Annotated in this window: 23 protein-coding genes and 2 tRNA genes; 8 read left to right on the forward strand and 17 right to left on the reverse strand. The window is 72.3% G+C overall.

Annotation, left to right across the window (positions count from 1 at the left end):
• Nucleotides 1-30 precede the first annotated feature (30 nt).
• Both ACIRFH_RS06945 and ACIRFH_RS06950 read right to left on the reverse strand, forming a co-directional pair.
• Nucleotides 31-4,524, reverse strand: a complete 4,494-nt coding sequence (locus tag ACIRFH_RS06945) for a PAS domain-containing protein (protein ID WP_403517633.1) — start codon at nucleotides 4,522-4,524, stop codon at nucleotides 31-33.
• 261 nt (nucleotides 4,525-4,785) lie between these two features.
• Complete coding sequence (locus ACIRFH_RS06950; RefSeq protein WP_403517635.1) at nucleotides 4,786-5,298, reverse strand: SSI family serine proteinase inhibitor; 513 nt, start codon at nucleotides 5,296-5,298, stop codon at nucleotides 4,786-4,788.
• Nucleotides 5,299-5,467: 169 nt separating this feature from the next.
• Here ACIRFH_RS06950 and ACIRFH_RS06955 point away from each other — a divergent pair.
• Nucleotides 5,468-5,558, forward strand: a tRNA-Ser gene (locus tag ACIRFH_RS06955).
• Between the two features lie 211 nt (nucleotides 5,559-5,769).
• Nucleotides 5,770-5,842 (forward strand) — tRNA-Arg (locus ACIRFH_RS06960).
• Nucleotides 5,843-5,946: 104 nt separating this feature from the next.
• Here ACIRFH_RS06960 and ACIRFH_RS06965 read toward each other — a convergent pair.
• The 15 genes from ACIRFH_RS06965 to ACIRFH_RS07035 form a co-directional block, all read right to left on the reverse strand.
• Complete coding sequence (locus tag ACIRFH_RS06965) at nucleotides 5,947-7,200, reverse strand: tyrosine-type recombinase/integrase (protein ID WP_403517637.1); 1,254 nt, start codon at nucleotides 7,198-7,200, stop codon at nucleotides 5,947-5,949.
• Entirely contained in the window at nucleotides 7,200-7,397 is a 198-nt protein-coding gene (locus tag ACIRFH_RS06970) for a helix-turn-helix domain-containing protein (RefSeq protein WP_040251532.1), read from the reverse strand. The genes ACIRFH_RS06965 and ACIRFH_RS06970 overlap by 1 nt, the downstream gene beginning before the upstream one ends.
• A gap of 183 nt (nucleotides 7,398-7,580) precedes the next feature.
• Nucleotides 7,581-8,726 carry a DUF3631 domain-containing protein gene (locus tag ACIRFH_RS06975; protein ID WP_403517639.1) on the reverse strand — a complete coding sequence of 382 codons (1,146 nt, stop codon included), beginning with the start codon at nucleotides 8,724-8,726 and terminating at the stop codon, nucleotides 7,581-7,583.
• Between the two features lie 334 nt (nucleotides 8,727-9,060).
• Nucleotides 9,061-9,957, reverse strand: coding sequence for a bifunctional DNA primase/polymerase (locus tag ACIRFH_RS06980; RefSeq protein ID WP_403517641.1), 897 nt, complete (start codon nucleotides 9,955-9,957; stop codon nucleotides 9,061-9,063).
• Complete coding sequence (locus tag ACIRFH_RS06985; protein WP_403517643.1) at nucleotides 9,954-11,114, reverse strand: DNA cytosine methyltransferase; 1,161 nt, start codon at nucleotides 11,112-11,114, stop codon at nucleotides 9,954-9,956. Before ACIRFH_RS06985 ends, ACIRFH_RS06980 begins: the two co-directional genes overlap by 4 nt.
• Before the next feature lie 87 nt (nucleotides 11,115-11,201).
• Nucleotides 11,202-11,525, reverse strand: coding sequence for a hypothetical protein (locus ACIRFH_RS06990; protein WP_403517645.1), 324 nt, complete (start codon nucleotides 11,523-11,525; stop codon nucleotides 11,202-11,204).
• 24 nt (nucleotides 11,526-11,549) lie between these two features.
• Nucleotides 11,550-12,017, reverse strand: a complete 468-nt coding sequence (locus ACIRFH_RS06995; protein ID WP_403517646.1) for a hypothetical protein — start codon at nucleotides 12,015-12,017, stop codon at nucleotides 11,550-11,552.
• Nucleotides 12,018-12,220: 203 nt separating this feature from the next.
• Nucleotides 12,221-14,350 (reverse strand): FtsK/SpoIIIE domain-containing protein, encoded by a 2,130-nt coding sequence (locus tag ACIRFH_RS07000; protein WP_403517648.1) that lies wholly within the window; start codon nucleotides 14,348-14,350, stop codon nucleotides 12,221-12,223.
• Nucleotides 14,351-14,476: 126 nt separating this feature from the next.
• Complete coding sequence (locus ACIRFH_RS07005) at nucleotides 14,477-14,659, reverse strand: pRL2-8 (protein ID WP_403517786.1); 183 nt, start codon at nucleotides 14,657-14,659, stop codon at nucleotides 14,477-14,479.
• The gene (locus ACIRFH_RS07010) at nucleotides 14,656-14,973 is read right to left on the reverse strand and encodes a hypothetical protein (protein ID WP_403517650.1); all 318 of its coding nucleotides are present in this window, start codon (nucleotides 14,971-14,973) and stop codon (nucleotides 14,656-14,658) included. Before ACIRFH_RS07010 ends, ACIRFH_RS07005 begins: the two co-directional genes overlap by 4 nt.
• A 1-nt stretch (nucleotide 14,974) precedes the next feature.
• On the reverse strand, nucleotides 14,975-15,322 hold the full coding sequence (locus ACIRFH_RS07015) for an RRQRL motif-containing zinc-binding protein (protein ID WP_403517652.1): 348 nt from the start codon (nucleotides 15,320-15,322) through the stop codon (nucleotides 14,975-14,977).
• Nucleotides 15,322-16,230 carry a DUF2637 domain-containing protein gene (locus ACIRFH_RS07020; RefSeq protein WP_403517654.1) on the reverse strand — a complete coding sequence of 303 codons (909 nt, stop codon included), beginning with the start codon at nucleotides 16,228-16,230 and terminating at the stop codon, nucleotides 15,322-15,324. Before ACIRFH_RS07020 ends, ACIRFH_RS07015 begins: the two co-directional genes overlap by 1 nt.
• Nucleotides 16,227-16,421, reverse strand: coding sequence for a hypothetical protein (locus tag ACIRFH_RS07025; protein WP_403517656.1), 195 nt, complete (start codon nucleotides 16,419-16,421; stop codon nucleotides 16,227-16,229). The genes ACIRFH_RS07020 and ACIRFH_RS07025 overlap by 4 nt, the downstream gene beginning before the upstream one ends.
• Nucleotides 16,418-16,861 (reverse strand): Pycsar system effector family protein, encoded by a 444-nt coding sequence (locus ACIRFH_RS07030; RefSeq protein ID WP_403517658.1) that lies wholly within the window; start codon nucleotides 16,859-16,861, stop codon nucleotides 16,418-16,420. The genes ACIRFH_RS07025 and ACIRFH_RS07030 overlap by 4 nt, the downstream gene beginning before the upstream one ends.
• Entirely contained in the window at nucleotides 16,858-17,130 is a 273-nt protein-coding gene (locus ACIRFH_RS07035; protein ID WP_403517660.1) for a DUF6284 family protein, read from the reverse strand. Before ACIRFH_RS07035 ends, ACIRFH_RS07030 begins: the two co-directional genes overlap by 4 nt.
• Nucleotides 17,131-17,711: 581 nt before the next feature.
• Here ACIRFH_RS07035 and ACIRFH_RS07040 point away from each other — a divergent pair.
• From ACIRFH_RS07040 to ACIRFH_RS07065, 6 genes are all read left to right on the forward strand, one after another.
• Nucleotides 17,712-18,485, forward strand: a complete 774-nt coding sequence (locus ACIRFH_RS07040; RefSeq protein WP_403517662.1) for a GntR family transcriptional regulator — start codon at nucleotides 17,712-17,714, stop codon at nucleotides 18,483-18,485.
• Nucleotides 18,482-19,042: a GNAT family N-acetyltransferase gene (locus ACIRFH_RS07045; protein WP_403517664.1), complete on the forward strand. Its 561-nt coding sequence runs from the start codon at nucleotides 18,482-18,484 to the stop codon at nucleotides 19,040-19,042. Before ACIRFH_RS07040 ends, ACIRFH_RS07045 begins: the two co-directional genes overlap by 4 nt.
• A 67-nt stretch (nucleotides 19,043-19,109) precedes the next feature.
• Nucleotides 19,110-19,745, forward strand: coding sequence for a hypothetical protein (locus ACIRFH_RS07050; protein WP_403517666.1), 636 nt, complete (start codon nucleotides 19,110-19,112; stop codon nucleotides 19,743-19,745).
• 295 nt (nucleotides 19,746-20,040) lie between these two features.
• Nucleotides 20,041-20,931 (forward strand): DUF2797 domain-containing protein, encoded by an 891-nt coding sequence (locus tag ACIRFH_RS07055; RefSeq protein ID WP_403517668.1) that lies wholly within the window; start codon nucleotides 20,041-20,043, stop codon nucleotides 20,929-20,931.
• Nucleotides 20,932-21,084: 153 nt separating this feature from the next.
• Nucleotides 21,085-21,825, forward strand: coding sequence for a response regulator transcription factor (locus ACIRFH_RS07060; protein WP_030188895.1), 741 nt, complete (start codon nucleotides 21,085-21,087; stop codon nucleotides 21,823-21,825).
• Nucleotides 21,822-23,369 carry an ATP-binding protein gene (locus tag ACIRFH_RS07065; RefSeq protein WP_403517670.1) on the forward strand — a complete coding sequence of 516 codons (1,548 nt, stop codon included), beginning with the start codon at nucleotides 21,822-21,824 and terminating at the stop codon, nucleotides 23,367-23,369. Before ACIRFH_RS07060 ends, ACIRFH_RS07065 begins: the two co-directional genes overlap by 4 nt.
• Nucleotides 23,370-23,374 lie beyond the last annotated feature (5 nt).

Below are 23,374 nucleotides of genomic sequence, written 5' to 3' on the forward strand. Positions count from 1 at the left end.
CGGCCTCCCCCGTGCACCGCTCCCGCTGCGTCAGTTCGTCCCGATCCGCGCGAGCAGCTCGACGATCCGGGACTGCACCTCACCGCTGGTGGACCGCTCCGCCAGGAACAGCACGGTCTCACCGGACGCCAGCCGCGGCAGGTCGGCCTGGTCGACGGCGGCGGTGTAGACGACGAGTGGGGTGCGGTTGAGCTGCCCGTTCGCACGCAGCCAGTCGACGATCCCGGCGAATCCCTCCTGAGGCCGGTGCACCCGCATCAGGTCCATCACGACCAGGTTCGGCCGGAACCGGCCCGCCAGCGCCACCGCGTCGGCGTCGCTCGCCGCCCGCGCCACCTGCATCCCCCGCCGCTCCAGCGTCGAGGTCAGCGCCAGCGCGATCTCCGCGTGCTCCTCGATCAGCAGGACGCGCGGCGGATGCTGCTCGCTGTCCCGGGGCGCGAGCGCCTTCAACAGGACGGCGGGGTCGGCACCGTAGGCGGCGTCGCGCGAGGCCTGCCCGAGCCCGGCCGTGACCAGCACCGGCACCTCGGCCGCGACGGCCGCCTGCCGCAGCGACTGGAGCGCCGTACGCGTGATTGGTCCGGTCAGCGGGTCCACGAACAGCGCGGCGGGGAACGCCGCCATCTGCGCGTCGACCTCCTCGCGCGAGTGCACGATCACCGGCCGGTAGCCGCGGTCGCTGAGCGCCTGCTGCGTGGAGACGTCCGGCGCGGGCCACACCAGCAGCCGGCGCGGGTTGTCCAGCGGCTCCGGGGGCAGCTCGTCGTCCATGGGCTGCGGACGCGGCGGGTCCGCCACCTCCACGGCCCCGCCGGGGCCGTCCAGCGGTTCGGGTCCCTCGGCGGCGTTCCGGTCCGGCGCTCCTATGGCGTACGACCGTCCCGCGCCCTCGGTCGTCGGCGCGAGCCGGGGCTGCCCGCCGGCCAGGGACGGCTGCTCCTGTCCCTGGGGGGACGGGGCCTTCGGCCGTACGGGCGCGGCCGGCTGGTCCGCCGCCGGATGCGGACGGGCCGCCTGCTCCGGGCGTGCCGTGGCCGCCGGGTCGGGCGGGGTGCCCAGCTTGCGGCGCCGGCCGGAGCCACCCGGCTGATGCGGCGGTGGCGTCGCCGACGGCTGCTGCACCTGGAACGCCTGCCGGCTGAACGGCACACCCTGTCCGAGGGTGCGCACGCTGATCGACCGGCCCTGGGTGGAGTTCGGATCGGCCGGGGCGGAGGCTTCCGCAGGCAGGGGCTGGGCCACGCGCGGCGTGTTCTCCGGCGGCAGCGGGGTGCCCCGGCTCGGCGTGGAGGCGGGGACGCCCCGTGGGGGCGCCGGGGGCGCCGGGGCGGGTGCGCCGGGGGCGCCGGCGCCGGATGCGCCCGGGGTGGTCGAGGGCGCCGTGCCGCCCACGCCGTCGGGCGGTACGGGAGTTCCCGCGCCCGGGGTCTCGGCGGCGGCGGGCCACGGCTGCGGGGCCGGGGCCGGAGCGGCCGGGGCCTGCGCGCCGACAGGGGGTTCGGCGGCTTCCGGTGCGGCGGGCGCGGGAGGCTCGGGGCCCTCCACGGGTGCGCCGGGCGGGGTGGGGCTTACGGGCGGGGTGGGCGCGGGGAACTGGGCGGCCCCGGGGGACTGGTCAGGTCCTGCGGGCCGCGTGGGCCCGGCGGGCTGGGCAGCCCCTCGGGACCGGGCGGGGCCTGCAGGCCGGGCGGGCCCGAGGGGTCGGCCGGGAACGGCGGACTGCGTCGGCCCCGTGGCCCCGGTGGGCTGCTGCGTGGCCTCCGGCACCGGTACGCCCTGACCGGCGGTGCCACCCTGCGGGGGCACGACGGCGCTCCGCCGGGGTACGGGTGCCCCCTGCACCGGGCCGCCCTGGGCGGGAATGCCGTGGGCCTGCGCCGTCTGAGCCGCCTGAGCCGCCTGTGCCGACGGGGCGGCGACGGCGCGGCGACGGCGTCCGGTCGGCGCCTCGGCCGGGTGCGGCTGCGGCGGAGTGTGGTCGCCGGCCTGGTCGTGCGGCACGGCGTCGTGCCGGCCGTCGTCGATCAGGGCGTCGCCGGAAGCGGCCGGTCCGGGTACCTGGACCGGCCCCGCGGCAGCGACTCCCACGGGGACCGCCGCCTCCGCCGCACCGCTCGTCTCCGGCACGCCGCCGGGTGGCCGGTCGGCCTCGGCGGGCGGCAGGGCGAACACCTGTCGCGGCGCCGCCTCCTGCGCGGCGGCACGCTCGTTCGCGGAGGCCAGGGCGCGACGCCGGCGCCCGGTCGGCTTCGACGCGTCGTCCGGGTCCGACTCGCCGGCCTGCGCGGGCAGCGCCGCGGGCAGCGCGTGCTGCTCCTCCCCGGCCCGCCGGGCACGCCGCCCGGTGGGCGCGGGCAGAGCCTGCGGAGAGCCGGGTGCGCCCGGTGGAGAGGCGGGTACGCCCTGCGGCGGTACGGTCCCGCCCAGGCCGGTGTTGGAGGCGGCGGATCCCCCGGCATGCTCGGCGGCCATGACGACGGCGCCCTCGGAGACACCGGCGGTCGCCGGTTCGGACGGGGCGTCACCCGCGTCCTCGGCGGGCCGTCCCCGCCGGCGCCCGGTGCCACCGGACCCCTCGGCCGAGGACGCCTGCGCCGGAAGGGGGAGGGGAAGGGCGGCCGGCGCCGGCCCCTGGACCGCACGCCGCCTGCGCCGCCCGGACGGCGTACCGCCCTCCGCCTCGGGACCGGCACCGCCCTCGGTGCCCTCGGCGAACGGGTCCTCGGTGTCGCCCTCCAGAAAGGCGTCGACGGACGGCCGCCGGGCCCGTCGTCGCCCGCCACCGGCGGGGTCCGGGGCGGCCGGAACCTCCTGGGTGTCCTCCGCGGCGGCGGCCGGGGCCTCGGCCGCGACGGCCCCCGCCCCGCCCCCGATCGGCACCTCCAGGACGTACGCGCTGCCGCTCATGCCCGGCACCTCGTGCGTCTGCAGCACGCCGCCGTGCGCCCGGACGATCCCGCGCACGATCGGCTCGTGCACCGGGTCTCCCCCGGCGTACGGCCCGCGCACCTCGATCCGTACGACCTCGCCGCGCTGCGCCGCCGCCACGACGACGGTGTTGTCCAGGTAACCGCCCGCCGACACCGGCGTGTTGCCGGTCGCGTCGACGCCCGCGACGTCCGCGACGAGGTGCGCCAGCGCGGTGGCCAGCAGCCGGGGGTCGACCTCGGCCTCGATGGGCGGCGCGTGCACGGCGAACTGCACCCGGCCCGGGCCGATCAGCTCGACGGCCCCGTCGACACCGGAGGCGACGACGGCATCCAGCATCACCTTCGTACGGGAGACCTTCTCGCTGCCGACGTCGAGGCGCTGGTAGCCGAGGACGTTGTCGATGAGGGTGGTGATCCGCGTGTATCCGGCGGACAGGTGGTGCAGCACCTGGTTGGCCTCGGGCCACAGCTGCCCGGCGTCGTCGGCGGCCAGCGCGGCCAGCTCCTGGCGCAGCTCCTCCAGCGGCCCCCGCAGGGAGGTCCCGAGGAGGGTGAGCAGCTGCTCGTGCCGGGCGGCGAGCGCCTCGTACCGGTCCTTCTCCCGCTCACCGAGCGCGGCGTAGCGGTCCTCGTTCGCGGCGAGTTCCTCCGCGTGCTTCTCGCGCAGCTCCTCCAGCTCGGTCACGTGCTGCTGGCGCAGCGCGGTCAGCTCGGAACCGTGCTCCTCGGACAGCCGCTCCAGCTCCTCGGCGTGCCGCCGCTCCGCCTCCTCGTGCTCCTTGACCAGGGCGTCGTACGGCCGCCGGTCGGTGAAGGTCATCACGGCGCCGACGAGCTGGTCGCCGTCGCGCACGGGCGCGGTCGTCAGGTCGACCGGCAGCTTGTCGCCGTTCTTGGCGTACAGCACCTGCCCCCGCACCCGGTGCTTGCGCCCGGAGCGCAGGGTGTCGGCGAGCGGGGACTCGTCGTACGGGAAGGGGGAGCCGTCGGCGCGCGAGTGCAGGACGAGGGTGTGCAGCTCACGGCCGCCGAGGTCGCTGGCCCGGTAGCCCAGGATCTGGGCGGCGGCCGGATTGACGAGGACGATGCGCCCGTCGGTGTCCGTGCCCACGACGCCCTCGGAGGCGGCCCGCAGGATCATCTCGGTCTGCCGCTGCGAACGCGCCAGCTCGGCCTCGGTGTCGATGGTGCCGGACAGGTCGCGGACGACCAGCATCAGCAGTTCGTCGCCGGTGTAGCCGTAGCCGTCGTAGGCCTGCTGCCCGTTCTCCAGGTTGGCGCTGGCGACCTCGACGGGGAACTCGGTGCCGTCCGTGCGCCGCGCGACCATCCGCGTCGGCTTGGTGCGCACCCGCGGGTCGATGTGGTCCGGCCGCCGCATGGATCCGGGGATGAGCCGCGAGTCGAACTGCGGCAGCAGATCCAGCAGGCCGCGTCCGACCAGAGCGGTGCCCGGCGCCTCGAAGGCATCCAGCGCGATGGAGTTCGCGTTGACGACGGTGCCGTTGGCGTTGACCAGGACCAACGCGTCGGGCAGGGCGTCCAGTATGGCTGCGAGGCGAGCAGCGCCTCGGGATGGCCTGCTGCTCACGAGACGCTTCCCTCCTGTTACCGCACTTGCCGACCGCCCGGACCATCTTGCCAACGGGCCCGTTGCGTGTCACGCGAGGGAGTCTAAGCGCTGGGGCCCGGTCGACGGCGCGGGATGGGAGGGAGGTCGCACGTGGAAGTGACGCAGAACGTGTGACCGAGGGCCACCCTGACAGGTGACCGAGGGCCGCCCCGACCGGGAACCGGTGGCCCGGCCCGGCCCGGAACCGGTGGCTCCGTCCGGGTGCCGGGCCGATCCCGGTCACGCCCTCTCGGGTGCCCGCAGATCGGGCAGCAACGGCACCATGCGGTCCCAGCGGGAGACCTGGCAGCCGTCGCTCCGGTCGAAGCGCGCGTCGACGGGGCGACCGGCCCAGACGCCGGTGACGTGCGCGGTGGCCGGCCCGCCGTACTGCATGGTGCAGACGCTGCCCACCGGAACCGGTGCGAAGGTGTCCTGCCCCCAGCGCGTGTCCTGGTCCAGCACGGCACAGGCGCCGGCCGGGTCGGGGTGGTCGCCGCCGCCGGGGTGGCAGTACAGCTCGTACGTGCCGTCCGCGCCCGCGCCGGCGTCCCGGACGGTGATCGTCAGGTGGTCACCGGTCCGGTCCTCGTCGCGGGCCGGCGGTGGCATCAGCGTGCCGGTGCCCGTACCGGCGCGGGGTCCGGTGTCGGTGTACGCGGCCGCGGGCACGGCGGCCAGGGAGACGAGGGTGGCGACGGACACGGCGGCCGCGCCGAGAAGGCGGGCGGCGTCGAAACGGGTGAGCGACATGACCTGACTAACGCCCCACCACGCAGGATGTTGCGCGGCCACGCCGTAAGGGCTTTGCTCTGCGACCCGCCCGCCTAGTACCGTGGGGGTCGATTGGTGACAGCACGCTCGACTGTGTCATCATCGGCACCGCACCACTCGCGCTCGCACGCGAGAGGTGATGTTGTCTGGAGGCGTCGCCTAGTCCGGTCTATGGCGCCGCACTGCTAATGCGGTTTGGGTCTTAAAGCCCATCGAGGGTTCAAATCCCTCCGCCTCCGCACATGATCGACGAAGCCCCGGCCCTGCGGCCGGGGCTTCGTCGTTGTCCGGGCCCCGTCGTCGACCTGCCGCGCCTGTGGCGGCGTTTCCGCAGGTCACAAGGGGTGAGGCAATCGGATTTCACATGACGGCGGCAGTCATGTAATGTTCTTCCTGTCGCCGCGAGCGGGCCGAAAGGGCCGGGAGCGGCGGAGAAAACAGAAAAGACAAGCACTCGTAGCTTAACGGATAGAGCATCTGACTACGGATCAGAAGGTTGCAGGTTCGAATCCTGCCGAGTGCACACAGGTCAAAGGCCCTGCCGGTTCGCCCGGCGGGGCCTTTGACATCAGCGGGTGACATCAACGCCTAGATCGGCCGGGCAGACGACGCCATCAAGGCGTCCGACTACAAGACCTCCTCGTTGTCGTCAGGCCCGAGTGCGTCATCCATCCGATCAGCAGCCGCCCGCAGCGTCGTGTCCATCACGTGCGCGTAGGTGTCGAGCGTCATCGTGATGGTGCTGTGGCCGAGTGTCTCCATGATCGTGCGAGCGTCCACCCCTCGTGAGAGCAGGAGGGATGCGCACGTGTGCCGTAGGTCGTGGACCCGGACGCGCCGCACGTTCGCGTCCCGGCACAGGATCGTCAGCATCCTGTTGAGGCTGCGAGGGTCGATGACCCGCCCTGTCTGGGTGGTGAAGATCAGTCCGTCCGGCTGCCCCGGCGCCGACTGCCACTTCTTGCCCGCGACCTTGCGTTCGCGCTCTTGCTGCTCGCGGTGCTGGGTGAGCGCTCGCACGAGGTGCTGTGGCACGGAAACCGTACGGATGGACCGCGTGGTCTTCGGCGTCCCGAAGAGGAGTTCCCGCCGGATGCGCTGCACGTTCCGGCGCACCCGGAGCTGTCGGTTTGTGAGGTCGACGTCCGACCACGTGAGGGCGAGCGCTTCGCCGCGCCGTAGACCGGTCGATACGAGCAGCAGCCACAGGGCGTACAGCCGGTGGGTGCGGGCGATCTTGAGCAGGATGCGCACTTCCGCACCGTCCAAGGGGCGCACCTCCTTGGGCGTGACGGACGGGGTCTCGACGATGCGTGCGACGTTTCGAGCGATCAGCTCTTCGCGCATGGCTTGCTGTAGGGCGGACCGGAGCACCGCGTGTACGTACTGGACAGTTCGAGCGGACGGAAGCCGCTTGCAGCACTTGCCGACCGCGCAGCACCCGCGCCTCTCCTCGGGGCGCTCGTGATCGGCGCCCCGCAGGCAGCAGAGGCAAGAGCCCTTGAACTCGGTCAGGAATCGGCGCACATCCGCCGGCGCGAGCCGGTTGAGCCGCTTCTTACCGAGCGCTGGCCGGATGTAGAGCCGGGTCAACCCCTCGTAGCTGTTGAGCGTGGCGGGCTTGAGCCGTTCCGGGGCGATGCTGGCGAGCCAGTAGGTCAGGTAGTCGCCGAACGCCATCGTTGAGGACGCGGCCGGGATGCCCTGTCGAGTCTTCTCCTGCAACTCGGTGAGCTTGTCGGCCACTTCCTCGCGGGTCTTGCCGTAGACGAACTTCCGTGTCCGCGTCCCGTCCGGGCGGTAGACGTACGCGGCAGCGTGGTACCGCCCGTCGGTGCGCTTGGTGATCGTTCCTTCGCCGTTGGCGCGTCGCTTGGCCATCAGGCAGCTTCCTCCAATCGGTCGCGCAGGTACGCGCGAACGCTGTCGACCGGGACGCGGCGGGCCCGTCCGATCTTGATGCTGGGGAGTTCGTTGGAGCGGATCAGGTCGTAGACCTTGAAGCGGCTGATCCGCAGTGCCTCCATGACCTCGGGCACGGTCAAGGCTTCAGGCGTCGTGGGTACGGCGGTGAGCACGTCGAACCTCCGTGGGCAGGCGGGGCCGTCGGCCCCCTTCTGGAAAGTCCGCTACTTCCGCTACCGCCGCTACCGTGCAGGTCAGGGGCCTGATCGAGGTAGCGGGAAGGGGTAGCGGTAGCGGATGGGTAGCGGCACGGTAGCGGCAACCGGCCCCGGTTGCCGCTACCGCGTTGGTGCTGGTCAGGCCGCGTTTTCGGTGCCGGGTAGCGGAGGTAGCGGACTTTCCGGGGGTGGGGGGCAGTAGCGGGCCCACGCGTCCCACAGATCGGCGCTGTAGTAGCCCTTGAGGACGCTCCCGGCGGCCTTGATGTTGCGGGAGGCGATGGGCTCGTTGTCGGCCGTCATGTACTCCGCGAGCATCTTGGACAGGCGCCGGCTGTCGAGCGGCTTGCCGTGCAGGTCGGCCCACGGGGCGTCGTCCAGGGCGTTGAGCCGGTCGAGGATGGCGATGGTGGGCAGGCGGTCGATGCCGGCCATGACGTGGTCGCGCAGGTCGGTGAGCAGCCGCACCCCGAGGCTGCCTTTGTCGTTGGCCTTGGACGCGGTCACCAGCGTCACGCAGGCTTCGCGGGCCCGGCTCGGCCAGTCGCCGCCGGCGGCGTCGGCGATGGCGAGCAGGGGTTCCCACACGTCGGCGGGCCGGTCGGTGACGCCCTCGGGCATCTCGGGCCAGGCCCCCATGACCTGGTCGCGTGCCTGTTCCGTCCACTGTGCGAGCCGGTCACGGAGCTTGTGGCCCTCCGCCTCGTGGAGGCGGGCGCGGAAGGCTTCCACGGTCTCGTTGCGGGCCCGGCGGCGCATGCGGATGATGACCGAGCGGGTCATGATCGTGTCCGGGAGTGCTCCGAGTCCGGCGACCGCGACGGCGCAGTACGACGGGAAGGCTTGCACGGTCTGGTTGCCGCCGTCCCCGATGCACCGGTACGTCACGCCCGTGCGGCGGTGCCCGGCGTTGAGGAAACCGCGCAGCTCCTCGTTGTCCCCGGCCTTGGGGCCGAAGATCGTATCGATCTCATCGAACAGGATCGTCGGCCGGCCGTTGGGATTGGACACGGACCGGAACAGGGCGGCGGCGGACGCGTTGACCGCGGTCATGGGCTGCGGCACGAGGGTTTCCACGACCTCCAGCGCCCGCGACTTCCCCGACCCCGGCTCGGGGGAGAGGAACGCCAGCCGCGGCGTGGAGTCGAAGCAGTCGAGCAGGTGGGCGTGTGCGTCCCACAGCGCGACGGCGACGTAGGCGGCCTCGTGCGGGAAGACGTTGAACCGGCGGTGGAAGGCTTCCACCTCATCGAGCAGCGCGGCCCCGTCGATGCTGGGGGTCATGCGGCGGCCCTCCCTTCCGTGATGGTGGCGTGCGGGCAGACGCCCACGCGCACACGTGCTTGCAGCTCGATGACGGCGCCGGCGCCCCGGGCCCGTTCGTGGTGCCCACAGGCACAGAGCCAGTCGGCTACCGGCACGCCCGTCGTGCGGACCTGAAAACCCGGTTCGACGCCGGTCACGGTGACCAGGCGCGGGTCAGAACCAAGAGCAGTTCGGACGCCCTGACGGGCGACGCCCTTCGGCACGCCCACGGTGGCCCGGAGTGCGGCCGATCGGGCGGCGAGCGGACCCGCCGGGGCGGGCGTGATGCTCTTCAAAGGGCGGGGACGGGCGCTCATGCCGCCACCGCCGTGCGGGTGTTGTGGGCGATGGACCAGTCCAGGGCGCTGCGGAGGGTGGCGCGGCACTCGGCGACGGTGAGTCCGGCCGACTCCCCCGCCCCTTGAAGAGCCTCTTCCACCTCGGTGCGGGGCAGGTCGCCGGATGCGACGAACCGGCCCAGCGCCCGCCCGGCCCGCAGCAGCGTCGCGTTCCGCCGCCCCTCGCGCGCCGTGGCCACGGCGGCCGTCTCCCGGGCCAGGGCGGCATCGACGTACGGGCGGCGGCGCCCGCTGGCCGGTCCGCTCATGGACGGCCGGTTGACCGGGTGCGGGGGCACCAGCAGGGCCTTGAGCCAGTCGGGCAGGGGCCGCAGCAGCGCGGGCCCCGCCGTCTCGTACCGGGTGCCGTCGACGGTGCTGCCGGCGGCGACGACGTAGCCGCCCCACGCGCGGGTGTCGACCAGCGGGGCGAGGGTCCCGGCGGTGTTGTGCAGCCGTGCGGCGACGGGGGCGGTGAAGTACAGGTGGCTTCCACCGCTCGCGGTCCGCACCGTGCGGGTGCGGGGGACGGCCTGTCCGGTGCGCTCGCAGAGCGCCTTGAAGGTCGCCGCGCCGCAAGGCGCGTCCGTGCTGCTTATGTCCTTGGGCACGTCCAGGTCGACCACGAGCAGCCCGGAGGGGCCGGTGGCGATGCCGACGTTGTACGGCGCCCGGGACCAGGCGGCGCGGATGCGGTCCGGGTCGGTGGTGGCCCGGTCCTCCCACTTGCGGTGCCCGCTCACACACGGGCCGGTGCCGGGGCAGGCCGTTTCGCCGTGCAGGGCGGGACGCTTGGTACCGGGACGGAGCGGGAAGACGTGCCAGCCGCGTTCGGCGGCGTCCAGGGCGGCGCGCATCAGGTTCTCGTTCATGCCGCCCCCTCCCACGCCGGTGCCGCGGTGGCGGCACCCAGCAGGAGTCCGTAGGCGTGGTGGGCCTGGTGGGGCACCACGCCGTTGCCGAGGATCTTGAGCTGTTCCCGGCGGGGGATGTCGGGGACGGCGGTGACCCAGCCGGCGGGCAGGCCCATCATCCACTCGACGAACGCCGGGGACAGGCGGCGGTTGCCGCGGGTGCCCGGCTCGGTCGGGCACGGCGCGGCCCGGCCGGTGATCCGCTCCCAGCGGTGGATGGCGGGCCCGTAGTCGGTGCCGTCGACCGCGACCCACCGGCCGTCGAGCCGCACGGCCTGGCCGGGCAGGTAGTAGCGACCGGAGGCGTCCCGCTGGTTGGGCCCACCGTGCGGGCCGTCCGAGGCTTTCGGGGTGGGCAGCAGGTTCACCACGAACTCGTTGAGCGGTCGCGCGTTGCGTCCGATCAGGTTCGAGGCGCCCGACTTCCAGTCCCGCGCGGCCGGGGTGGGCAGCAGGCTCACCCCTCGGACGGGGGTGCCGGCAGCTTGGTCACGGCGGTGCGCAGGTTCATTCCCCCCTTGCGCTTGGGGGAGGTGCCGGGGCCGCCAGTGCCGTCCGAGGTGGTCGGGGTCGGCATCAGCGGGATGGGCAACTGCGAACCAGCGGTCCCGCGGGTGCGGGGCGCCGACTTCGGCGTCACCAGCTCGTAGACATGTCCACCGCGCGTCATACCCGAGCGCGGCCAGGTCCGCGGCGACGACGTCCAGCCCCCGCGAGCGGAGCGCCGCCACGTTTTCCAGGAAGACGACGCGCGGTCGAAGGACGCCCACAGCCTCAGCGACGTTTTTCCAGACCCGCGACCACTGCCCATGGATTCCGTCCCTTCGTCCAGCGTTGGAGATGTTGCGGCAGGGGAAACCGGCGCCGATCACGTCCGGCGCGTACAGGTCCCGCACCTCGTGCCAGTCGACGGCGGTGATGTCCCCGAGGTTCGGCACCCCCGGGTGGTGCGCGGCGAACACCGCGGCGGCGAACGGGTCGGACTCGGCGTAGGCGGCGACCCGGCCGCCGATCCCGGCGCGGATCGCCTCTTCGAGCCCGCCGTAGCCGGCGCACAACGCCAGCAGGCGGAACGGCGAGCCCGGGGCTCGCCGGATGTCGGTCGGTTGCGTCATGCTGGGAGACCTCCACAGGTCAAGTGGTTGGCAGGTGGACAAGGGCGGCTCCGGACTTTGGCGAGACGGGGGCCGCCCTTGGCGTAGCTAGTGGTCGGTGGTGCGCTGCCAGGGCTCGCGCTGAGTCGAACCCTGGGTGAGTCCGGCGGTGTGGAGGGCGTCGGCGCTCAGCCCGGTGCAGGGGCGCTGTTCCTGGGTGCCGTCGGGCAGGAACCACAGGGTCATGCCGTCGCCGTCGCAGCCGGGGCAGTCCTGGTGCGTGCCGCGGTGGTCGGCGGTGATGTACAGCCGGGTCCGGGCCCGGTCGCGGGTGGGGTAGCGGCGCACGGACACGGCGTCGACGCTGCCGAGCACCGCTCGGGCGATGCGGGGCACGTCGGCGTTGTCGCAGATGATGCGGACCTCGAACACAGGCGTTGTCTCCGTTCTGGCTGGTCAGCCGTGGAAGTGGTTGCGCTTGAAGACGGCCCGGCGGATGTTCACCGTGGTGGCGCCCTTGTGGCCGCTCGCGCTGAGCACCTGGACGGCGATCCATCCGCCGAAGATGACGGCGGCGAGGATGATGAGCTGGCCGATGAACGCGGTCAGGGCGGCGATGAACGAGGTGAGCAGCAGCAGCCCGCCGCACACCGCGAGGAACCCGACGCCCCCGAGGGCGACGTTCACCGCCGTCCGCGAGACGGCCGACTTGGCGGTGACCGGCTCCGGGCGGACGGGGTCGATGGCGTAGCCGGTGACGACACGGCCGTCCGGCAGGACGATGGTTGCCACCGCCGGAACCGTGCCCGGCTGCACCGCGACGACCGGCGCCGGGGCGACGGCGGCGGGCGGAAGCGGGGTCGGCTGGTGGACCTCTACGGCCCGCTGTGCGGGCACGCGGTGCGGGGTGTGGTCGGGGTACATGCGGAATCCCTTCCGGTGCTCGGCTGGGGAGTCAGTGGCACACCCTTCGGGGTGCCGTGTGGAGGGGGTTTCGGGGGTCTGCGCAGGTAGGCTCCCCGCCTCCCCGAAACGGTGTTTTCGCTGATCAACGTGGGGGAGGTGGCCCGGGGAGGGGGTTGGGGAGTTCTCCCCGCCTCCCCGGGCCGGACGGTCGTGCCTCCCCGCTACTCGGCGGCGGAAGCGGAACCGTCCGTGTCGCGGTTGGCGAGTGCCCGCAGGACGTGATCGCGGTGGACGACCATGACGCCGTGCGACTTCTTCGGCTCCTCGCCGTGTTCCTCCAGCAGGCTCTTGAGCCGGTCGTTGGTCCACTGGTCGCCGTAGACCTTCGGGGCCAGCGAGTGCAGCCGCTTCAGCACCTCGTTGGTTCGCAGCCGGGGCGCGTCGCCGATGACGGTCGCGACGTCGGCGAGCGCGTCGCGCTCCTCGGTCTGGTCGACCACGCGCAGGGTGGTGACGCCGTCGCGCAGGGCCTTGGCCCGCTCCGCGATCTCGGCGGCCGGCTCGTCGTCGATGAAGTGGGTGCGGACCGTGATGGAGGACTGGCCCGCCGGCATCTCGATGCCGTCGGAGGCGACGACGAGGGTGCCCTTGTCCAGGCCCTGGCGCAGCAGGTGCGGGGCGGCGCCGTCGTCCACGGCCTTGTCGCCCAGGGCCATGCGGGACTGGGTCTCGGTGCCCAGGACGAGGGAGGCGCGGGTGTGGGCGCCCTCGCGGACCAGCTTGGGAAGGTTCTGGTCGGTGGGGTCCTGCGTGCCCTGCCACATCAGCACGTCGACCGCACGCCCCTGGTTGTGGATCTTGCGGACGGCCATGAAGTAGCGGGAGGTGGCCTTGGCGCCGCCGTAGGGGCGGCCGTCGTCGCCCTTGACCGGGCACATGAACGCCACCTGCGCTTCGTCCACCAGGACGATGAGCGGCGGGAACGTCGCGCTCGGGTCGGTGCGGCGTACCTCGATCCGCCGGTTCATCTCCTCCACCGCGTCCTCGACCATCTCGGTGGCCTGGACGACGTGATCGTCGGACGGGCCCTCGATCAGCACTTCCGCGATCCCGTCGTACATGCTCCAGTCGCCCACGCCCTTGAGGTCGGCGATCCAGAACTGCACGGAGCGGTCCAGGGCCAGCCACAGGGCGAGCGAGCGCAGGGCGGCGGTCTTGCCCTGGTTCGAGCGGCCGGTGATGAGCAGATGCCGCTGATACACGCTCAGCTCCGCGACGTCCCCGCGCAGGTTCCGGCCCCACGGGGCCTTGCCCTTCTTGTAGTCGGCGGTGATCGTCTCGTCGGTGACGAGCGGGGACGGGCCGATCGGCTCGTCCAGCGCCCCCGAGTCGGCGATCCACAGCCGCACCGTCCGCGCGGCCTGCGGGATGGTGATGAACACTTCGTGCTCGTGCCGGGTCAGGTTCTCCGCGAGCTTCTTGCGCCGCTTCTGCACCTCATCGGTCGACACCCCGGACGGGAGGGTCACGTCGACCTCCACGCCGCATCCGGCGATGGTGATCGGCGACAGCATGGACGCGCCGGCGTCGCCCATCTCCTTGATGGCGTTGCGCAGCGTCGGGACGCCGAGGTCGCGCAGGGCCTTGACCACGATGGACGGCGTGATCGGCTCACCCTCACCACCCCGGACGTTGGCGGGAAGCGCCCAGGCGGGGGCGGCGTGCTGCTTGCGGCCGACCGACCACAAGGCGAGCAGCGCGAGGAACGGGCCGATCGTCAGCGCCGGCCCCCAGACGATCTGCACGATGCGGATGAGCAGGGCGATGAAGTCGATCGTCGCCGACAGTGGCGTGATCACGTCCCCGGCCTGACCTGTGTTGATGGCCATGACGATGCCGAGGGCGACTAGGACGCCGATGCTCATGCCCGTGCCGACGGCGACGCCCTTGGCGGCGTCGACCGGGGAGTGGAGCAGGTCCATGCGGCGGTGGTGGCGGGCGGTACGGAAGCGCTGCAACCGCTCCTCCCACTCCTCCGCGGCTTCCAGGTTCCCCGCGGCCTCGGCGGCGCGGATCATCCGCTCGTAGCGGGCGCCGGTCCGGCCGTCCCACGCGCGGCGGGCCACGATCCGACCGCCGTTGAGGGTGTAGAGGCCGTGCCGGGCTGTCGCCCGGACGACCGTCTTCGTCCGCTCGTGCGTGGCAGCGCTCTTCACGGCGCGGCCGGAGCGTACCCACAGCGGCACCGGCGCGGGCGCTGGCGGGTTGGGGACCACGGTCAGCGTGGTCACGCTCGCCGATTCGGCCGGCGGGTCGGGGTTCTTGTGCAGGTGAACGACGTTCTCAGACATGCTGGGAGTTCTCCTGACTGCCCCTGTGGGGCGGAAGTAAGGGAGAGCCGGGGTGGCCGGGTCCGTCGCAGGGGACGGCCACCCCGGGCAGGAGATGTGCAGGCGCCGGTCACGCGGCGGGCGTGGTCACCACCAACGGGACGGCTTCTTGGGCACGAGGTAGGGGCAGCCGTTGATCATGTGGTCAACGCACTCCGGGCAGTCCTCGCGCGGCCCCAAATGGCGGTGGGCGTTGCGGGAGTCGTAGGCGTGCCACCAGCACTGCGGGCACTCACCCGGGGGCGTCTCCAGCGGCTTGGCCACGGTCACCACCACCCGGACGACTTCTTGGCGGCCTTCGCCTTCGCGGCCTCGGACACGATCCGCTGCCGCTCGGCCTGCAGAGCCGTGATCTCCGCGATGAGCCGGGTCTCGGCCGCGTTCCAGGCGGTCTCCAGCTTGCGTTCCGCGCGGGCGGGGCTCTTGCCGCGCACGACCTTGTAGCCGCCGCCGGCCAGACCGGCGATCACCGCGCGGCGCTCGCGGCCGTCCAGCGGCCACAGCTCGCGGTTCTGCACGGCCGCCAGCTTGCGGTTCGCGAGCTGGATGGCGCGGTCCAGGCGGCGGGTGTCGGGCTTGCCCATGTCAGGCACTCCTCGGGGAGTCGGAAGATTCGGGATAGGCGCAGGTCACGCACATGCCGAGCGCGGCGGGGATGACGTAACCCGCATCCCGCTGGCACTCGGGGCAGGTGCGGCGGGCCCGGTTCGCGGCGGCGAGCGCCGCCCACCGGGCCGGGGTCATCGGCCGGACCGGCTTGGCCAGGTCGACGCGGTAGAGGTAGGCGACCAGGGGCGGGCGCCGGCGGCGTGGCCGTTCGAGCTGTGCGGCCACGTCCTGCCCGCCGGGCCGCAGCCCGCGGGCACGCAACTGTCGGCGGGTGGCGTAGCCGTCCGGGGCCAGGCGCCACCGGAACACCGGCAGCGCCCCCATCACGCCGCCTCAGCCATGGCGGCGGCGCGTTCGGCGAGGATCGTGTCCCGCAGCGTCCGCGCGTTCGCGGGCGAGGTGCGGACCTCGCGGCGGATGCCCTCGGCGGTCACCTTCGCGTCCGGCCAGTCGGCCGTCACCGCCCGCGCCTCGGCCAGCAACTGTTCAGGGGTGCGCTTGGGCCGGGTCGACTTCGCCACCTCCGGAACACGCCCGGTGGCGCGGCGCGGCCTACTCGATTCGGCTGCCACCGCGCGCCGTCCGATCGGCTTGACCGGCGCGACCGGGGGTGGGGCGATCGAGGGGAGCGGCTTGGCCGGGAGGGTCGACTTCAGGAAGCCGACGGCCACCGGCCGCGGCAGCACCGTGACGTTCGGCGTGATCGGCGACGGGGTCGATACCGCGAGGTCAGCCGTAGACCGTTTCATGTCGGTCTCGGTCGATTCCTCCACATTCGCGACCGGTGCCGGGATCGGGGTGGGTCGGTGGTGGAGCACCTTGGCGACCAGATCGGAACCGAAGTAGATCGACCCGACCGGCAGCGAGGTGGCCAGCAGCACGAGCGCCCAGTTCGCCGGGTCCCACTCCGCGAGCCGTGACCAGTCGACCGTGCGGCCGTGCAGCTCGGGCACGAGCCCGTGCACGTAGTTCAGCACGAGCGAGGCGACCGTGTACGCCCCGAGCACCCGCAGCGCGAAGCGGCGGGCGTCGTCGGTGAGCACGAGGGTGGCGACCAGGGCGAGTGCCATCAGGCCGTCGACCACGAACGGGTACAGCGTCGCCGCCGTGGCGTCCGCGCCGACCGCGCCGGCGATGTCCCGCAGCGCGTTCCACGACACCCGGAACGCCATGGCGACCACGGCGACCAGCGCGAGCACGAGGGCCGCGCGGCCCTTGCGGTGAAGGCTCATGCCGCACCCCTGACCCGGTCGAGGATCATTTCCACCACCGAGGCGGGAAGCTGCCCGCGCTCCACCGCAGCGAGTTCCGCGAACTGACGCGCGATGCGAAGTCGCAGGTCATCGTTCGGGTACCGCTCGGACTCGTTCGCCCGGTCCGCCCTGCGCAAGATCTCGGCAGCCTCACTCAGGTAGTCCCTCATGCCGCACCCCCGAGGCTGAGCAGGGCGGCGAGGATGAGCAGCGCGCCGCCGGTCATGGTGAGGTCGACCGCGCGGCGCAGGCAGGCGAATTTCTTGACCGCGAGCCGGGACAGCCCGGCGATGTCGGCAGCCAGATCCGAGGTGACGGCGGCGCCGATCTCGTCGGCGGTGAGGGTGGCCCACAGGGGGAAGCCGTGCCGCCCGCCCAGGTTCGGCCGCACCGACCGCAGCAACAGACCGGCCGCACCGACCAACAGCGCCAGCCCGGTACCGCCCGCGACGTAGGCGGGGGCGGTCAGCGGCAGGTCGCGGGCGACCGACCACGTGCCGGCGAGCACCGCGCCGACGAACGCCAGCAGCAGCGCCGTCTTCGTGTCCGTCCGCGCGATCTCCGCCTTCACCTCGGCGTGCGCGGCGGTCAGGTTCCGGTCGGTGTTCACGCGGCACCCCCGGGAAGGCTCGCACCGGCCGCGGTGGAGTTGAGCAGCGCGACGCGGGCGGCGAGGGCGCGGCGGCGGGCCCGGCGGATGCGGCGGGCGTCCAGCTCGGTCGGCGTGCGGTCGAGGGTGACGATGTGCGCGTCCAGCAGGTCGACGTCCGCCAGGATGACGGGCATCTCCCGCTCGATCGCGTCCAGCTCCGCGTCCGTCGGCTCCATGAAGTCCGCGAACGCCGTAACAGCGTCCTGAACAGTGACGATGACGTTCATTGGGTCGTGTTCCTCTCACAGACGGGAACGGCCCGAACAGCGCCCCCGGAGCGGCAACTCCGGGGGCGCGCGCCGTTGAAGTCGGAACATCCGGCTCCCCGCGCTCCCGCCCGTACGTCCCCACGCAGCGCGCGGAACGGACGGGCGGGAGAGGCAGCCGGCCGCAGCATCAGCGCTGCGTCGCCGAAGGGGGACCGTGGTCCTGTCCAGGCGCCGCCGGCCGGTCCATCACGGCAGACGCCCAAAGTCTTCGTTGATGCATCTGCGTTCCTTTCAGGGCGAGCGAACAGGGATGAAGCACTGCAAGGGGGACCGTGTCCCCACTCTCCGGCCGTTGCTCGCGGTCACCGGGCCACCTCGCCAGTACGGGCCGAAACCCTGTTCCACCTGGCCTTTAGCGGGATTGCAGCGTCCCCGCCCTGTGCAGCAGCGCAGGCGAAAGCAACTCAAGGGAATTGCTCCGCTTGCTCAACTTGTTGGTACAAGCTGATGCAGTGATGCTGCACCCACGGACAGTGAGTCGTCAAGGGATTGGGGCCCACATGTACCAACAAGTTGAGCGAGTGAGTCATGATGGGGGCATGAGCAAGCAACCGAAGTACCGGCAGGTAGCCGATGCCCTGCGCCGAGAGATCGACAGCGGCACGTACGCGCCGGGCGCGCGGTTGCCGTCGGAGAGCGAGCTGATGAAGCGCTTTGACGCTTCCAGGAACACTGTGCGAAATGGGCTGAGTCTCCTGGTCAGCCAGGGTCTCGTCTCGTCCAGCCAGGGTCTCGGCTACGAGGTTCGCTCCCACGAAGTGTTCAAGCTCAACGCGTCTCGCTTTGAGAACCTGAGCTTCCCCCAGAACGGTGACGCGTATCGCACGGACGTGACGAACGCCGGCCGCCGTCCGCACCAGACGTTCCGAGTCGAGATGACCCCGGCGTCTGCGGATGTGGCGGAGCGGCTGAAGGTCGACGTGGGGTCCACCACGGTTTTGCGGTTCTGCCACCGGTACGTCGATGACGTGCCGTGGTCGACACAAGCCACCTGGTATCCGGGGTGGCTCGTGGAGCGGTCCCCGCGGCTCGCTGAGCCGGGCGACATCGAAGAGGGGACCACCCGGTATCTCGCCTCGCACGGGATCGAGCAGGTGGGCTACTTCGACGAGATCGCGGCACGCATGCCGACTCCTGAAGAGGCACGCCTCTTGGAGATCGGCGCCGGGGTGCCCGTGCTGCTTTGGACGCGTACCGGCTACTCGGAGGATCGGCCGATCCGCTGCACGGTCACCACCTTCCGGGGTGACCTGAACCAGATGAACTACGAGATCGGCTCCCTGTCCGGCCGGGAAGAGAACGAGCCTCAGTGAGAATCTGCCCAGCGGAACCGCACGACCTGGCCAAGCTGCTCGCCTTCCGGCAGGAGGCGGCGGCTTGGCTGTCGCGTCTCGGCACCGACCAGTGGCAGCGTCCCTATCCGGCTGACAAGTTGCTCGCCACAATTGAGGCGGGGGAAGTCTTCATGGTGCGCGACGGTGACGCCACGGCGGCCACGATCACGTTGACCCCGGAAGCAGAAGAGGGACTGTGGACCGCAGACGAGCTACAGGAACCCTCCCTGTTCATCAACAAGCTGACCGTAGCCCGGACGCACGCCGGCAGGGACCTTGGCGGTCGGCTGCTCGATTGGGCCGGGGACCGTGGACATCGTGCGGGTGCCGAGTGGCTCCGCCTGGACGCCTGGACGACGAACGTCGGCTTGCAGGCGTACTACCTGAGTCACGGCTTCCGGCACGTCCGGACGGTTCACGAGGGGAGTGCCGTAAACGGTGGCCCCAGGGTGTCAGGGTGGCTCGCGCAGCGGGCGACTGCCCCCGCAGCTCACGGGTTTACGGACGAAACCGCAGCTCCGGAGGATGTGGCCTAACAGACCATCGAGCCCTACCTCCTGCCTGTACGGTACCGGCGATGCATGCCGGAGAAGGGGGAGGCTCGTGTCTGCAGAGAATTCAGGAGAGGACGAGATCGACGGGTTCACCCATGAGTGGCGCATCGGCAGAATGCCGGACACCCTCCAGGAGTGGATCACGGAGCATCGGCTTCTGCTTCAAGACAAGGAGAGCAGCCTTCGCCTGTACGGCCAGCAAGTGGATGAGATCGAACAGCTCTCACAGACGGTGACTGCTCTGTCAGAGCGGAACCAACAACTTGCGGCTGAGGGGGCAGGGAGCACGTTCCACCTGGGCAAGCGCCCAGAGACACCGGAAGAAGTTGAGGCCGAAGCCCGCCTACGCGAGCTTGAGCGGCGCTGGGAAGTGGAACTTGCAGACCGCAAGCACCGGGCGGACCTCGCCTTCGAACAGGCTGGGCTCGTCCGCCGCGCGGAGGGCGTTCGTGGTTGGGCGCTGGTGGCCGTGGTCTTCGCGATCATCGCTTCGCCTTGGGTTGCGATGATCGCGGGGGTTGCCGCTAAAGACTTCGCTCTCTACGTCACCCCGGTCACCGGCATCGCTGGTGCCATCATCGGCTACTGGTTTGGCCAGGGGCAGCAGAATCCCCTGCAACCTCCGACGATCGCCGACTCGCCAGCCATGACGCCGCGGCCAGGGCCGCAACAGTCAGGTGTATGACCCCACCACCTGACATCAGCGACTGACATCAACAGAGGCGCACAGAGGCGCACTATGAGCTACCTCGTAGGCACCTTGCGGGTGGCTCTCCCTGCTGTGATCGTCGTGGTTGTCTACTGCAGCGGGCTAGCGCACCCGCCTACGGATCAGAAGGTTGCAGGTTCGAATCCTGCCGAGTGCACACAGACGAGAGGCCCCGGAGAGATCCGGGGCCTCTCGCGTTTTCGGGCTGCCCGGTGGTGAAGCCGATCGGGTGTTGTCGGCGTTGTCGGTGGCGGCTCGTACGCTCGGGGTGATGGCACAGGCATGGAAGTGCGCGGGGCTGCGGTGGGTGGACGGCGGTCCTGTGCTGACGTGGGTCGGTGGGCGGCGCAGTGCGCTGACCAGGGGGAAGCGGGTGGCCTTCGGGGTCCCGGCCGGGAGCGTGCGGACCTGTACCGGGGCGCGGGGGCACGCGTGTCCGGGCGGGGTGGTCGTGCCGGGGCGGAGTACGGGGGCGCGGTGCGAGGAGTGCGCGCGGCTGGACCGGGCGCACTCCGTGGCCGCCGACACGATCGCCGACGACCCGCGGCCGTACCGGGTGTACCTGGCGTGGTTCGGACCGGGACTCGTCAAGGTGGGGATCACCGGGGTGGAGCGGGGGACGGCGCGGCTGCTGGAGCAGGGGGCCGTGTGTTTCGGCTGGCTGGGGACCGGGCCGTTGATGGCCGCGCGGCGGACCGAGGAGCTGCTGCGGGCCGCCCTGGGGGTGCCCGACCGGATTCCGTACGACCGGAAGCGGGCGGTGCGGGCCGCGCTGCCCGGGACGGAGGGGGAGCGGGCGGCCGAGATCGCCGAGCTGCACGGGCGGGCGGTGGCGCTCGGGGGCTGGCCGGAGTCGCTGACGCCGGAGCCGTTCCGGTGCGTGGATCACGTGCGGGCGTTCGGGCTCGCGGAAGGGGCGCAGGGGGAGCGGGGGCCGGGAGCCGTGGGGGAGGTGGTCGAGCTGGTGGCGGGGGGCGCGGTCGGGGGTGAGCTGGTGGCGGTCGCCGGGCCGGACCTGCATCTCGCGACGGAGCGGGGGGTCGTCGTGCTCGACACGCGGCTGATGACGGGGTGGGAGCTGGTGGCCGCAGAGGGGGACCGATGCGCGGTTCCCGTACGGGAGTTCAGGGGGGCCGCCGGGGTCCAGGACGGGCTGTTCTGAGCCGGCGTCCCGTGCGGACCGGTCGGCGGCTGACGGAAGGCCGACCGGCCGGTGGCGGGCCCGTGAGGCCCCTGAGAGGACCCTGTGGGTTTCTCAGAGAAATCACAGCTCGGGGAAAGGGTGCTCTCAGAGCGCCCCGACACCGTGTGCGGTATGACCACGACCTCGCCCCAGGGGCGCACCGAACTGCTGAGGCCGGACGGGAGCCCCGTCCGGGTGCTTGTGGTGGACGACGAGCTGTCCATCACCGAACTGCTGTCCATGGCCCTGCGCTACGAGGGCTGGCAGATCCGCAGCGCCGGTGACGGGCACGGTGCCGTCCAGGCCGCGCGCGAGTTCCGGCCCGACGCCGTCGTGCTGGACATGATGCTGCCCGACATGGACGGGCTGAGCGTGCTGGGGCGGCTGCGCCGCGACCTGCCGGACGTTCCGGTGCTGTTCCTGACCGCCAAGGACGCGGTCGAGGACCGCATCGCCGGGCTGACCGCGGGCGGGGACGACTACGTCACCAAGCCGTTCAGCCTGGAGGAGGTCGTCGCCCGGCTGCGCGGCCTGATCCGCCGCTCGGGCGCCGCCGACCGGCGCTCCGACTCCGTCCTCGTCGTCGGCGACCTCACCCTCGACGAGGACAGCCACGAGGTCACCCGCGGCGGTGACGGCATCCACCTCACCGCCACCGAGTTCGAGCTGCTGCGCTTCCTGATGCGCAATCCGCGGCGCGTGCTGAGCAAGGCGCAGATCCTGGACCGCGTGTGGTCCTACGACTTCGGCGGGCAGGCCAACGTCGTCGAGCTGTACATCTCCTACCTGCGCCGGAAGATCGACGCCGGGCGCGAGCCGATGATCCACACCCGGCGCGGCGCCGGTTACCTGATCAAGCCCGCGGTCTCGTGAGCCGACGGCGCCGGCCGCGGCCGCGGACCCTGCGGACGCGGCTCGTCGTCGCGTCGGTGGCGTTGATCGCGGTGGTGTGCGCGGTGATCGGCACGGTGACGACGCTGGCGCTGCGCTCGCACCTGTACGAGCAGCTGGACGGGCAGGTGCGCGAGGTCGCGATGCGCGTGTCCGGCTTCGGGCCGCCGGGCGAGCCCGAGTCCGGCGGCGGGTCCCCGCAGCGGATGGACCTCGACGAGTTCGTCAGGCACGGGCCGCAGCCGCGCGGCACGATCGTCGCCGAGGTGCGGGGCGGTGCCGTCGTCGACGCCAAGTACGGCAGGAAGGACGACGGGAGCACCGACCTCAGCCGGACGACGGCGGTCTCCCTGAGCCGGGCGCAGCGCGCCGCGCTGGCATCCGTCCCCCGGGACGACGACGCGCACACCGTCCAGATCCCCGGCCTCGGCGACTACCGGGTGGAGTACCGCGACGGCTACTACGCCGCCCTCCCGACCTCCGACGTCACCGGCACCATCAACACCCTGGTCCTCGTGGAGGCCAGCGTCACCGCCGCCGGCCTCGTCGCCGCGTGCCTCGCGGGGACCGTCATCGTCGGCGTCGCCACCCGCCCCCTGCGCAAGGTCGCCGCCACCGCCACCCGCGTCTCCGAACTGCCCCTGCACACGGGCGAGGTGAACCTCGACGAGCGCGTCCCGGAGTCCGAGTGCGACCCGCACACCGAGGTCGGCCGGGTCGGTGCCGCGCTCAACCGGATGCTGGACCACGTGCACGGAGCCCTGCACGCCCGGCAGGAGAGCGAGACGCGGGTACGGCAGTTCGTCGCGGACGCCAGCCACGAGCTGCGCACGCCGCTCGCCTCCATCCGCGGGTACGCCGAACTCACCCGCCGGGGACGGGAACAGGTCGGCCCCGACACCCGGCACGCGCTGGGCCGCATCGAGTCCGAGGCGGGGCGCATGACCCTGCTGGTCGAGGACCTGCTGCTGCTCGCCCGCCTGGACGCCGGACGGCCGCTGGAGTTCGGGCGGGCCGACCTCGTCCCGCTCGTCGTGGACACCGTCAGCGACGCCCGCGCGGCCGGCCTCGACCACGTCTGGCGGCTCGACCTGCCCGACGAACCGGCGCCGGTGTCGGCGGACGCCGCCCGGCTCCAGCAGGTGCTGGTCAACCTGCTGGCCAACGCCCGCACCCACACCCCGCCCGGTACGACCGTCACCGCGCGGGTGCGGCACAGCGGGTCCTGGCTGTGCGTGGACGTCGAGGACGACGGGCCGGGCATCCCGTCCGCGCTGCTGCCGCACGTCTTCGAGCGCTTCGCGCGCGGCGACTCCGCGCGGTCCCGGGCGACCGGCTCGACGGGCCTCGGGCTCGCCATCGTGCAGGCCGTGACGGCCGCGCACGGCGGCGGCGTGAGCGTCGACAGCGTGCCCGGGCGGACGGTCTTCACCGTGCGCCTGCCCGCCCTGCCCGCACAGGACGGCGCGCACCCGCACTCACAGGTGTGGCACAGCCTCACCACACCGGCGCGACAGGGTAGTTGAGAAGA

This window comes from Streptomyces sp. NPDC093586 (assembly GCF_044764905.1).
In the GTDB taxonomy this organism is placed as follows: Bacteria; Actinomycetota; Actinomycetes; order Streptomycetales; family Streptomycetaceae; genus Streptomyces.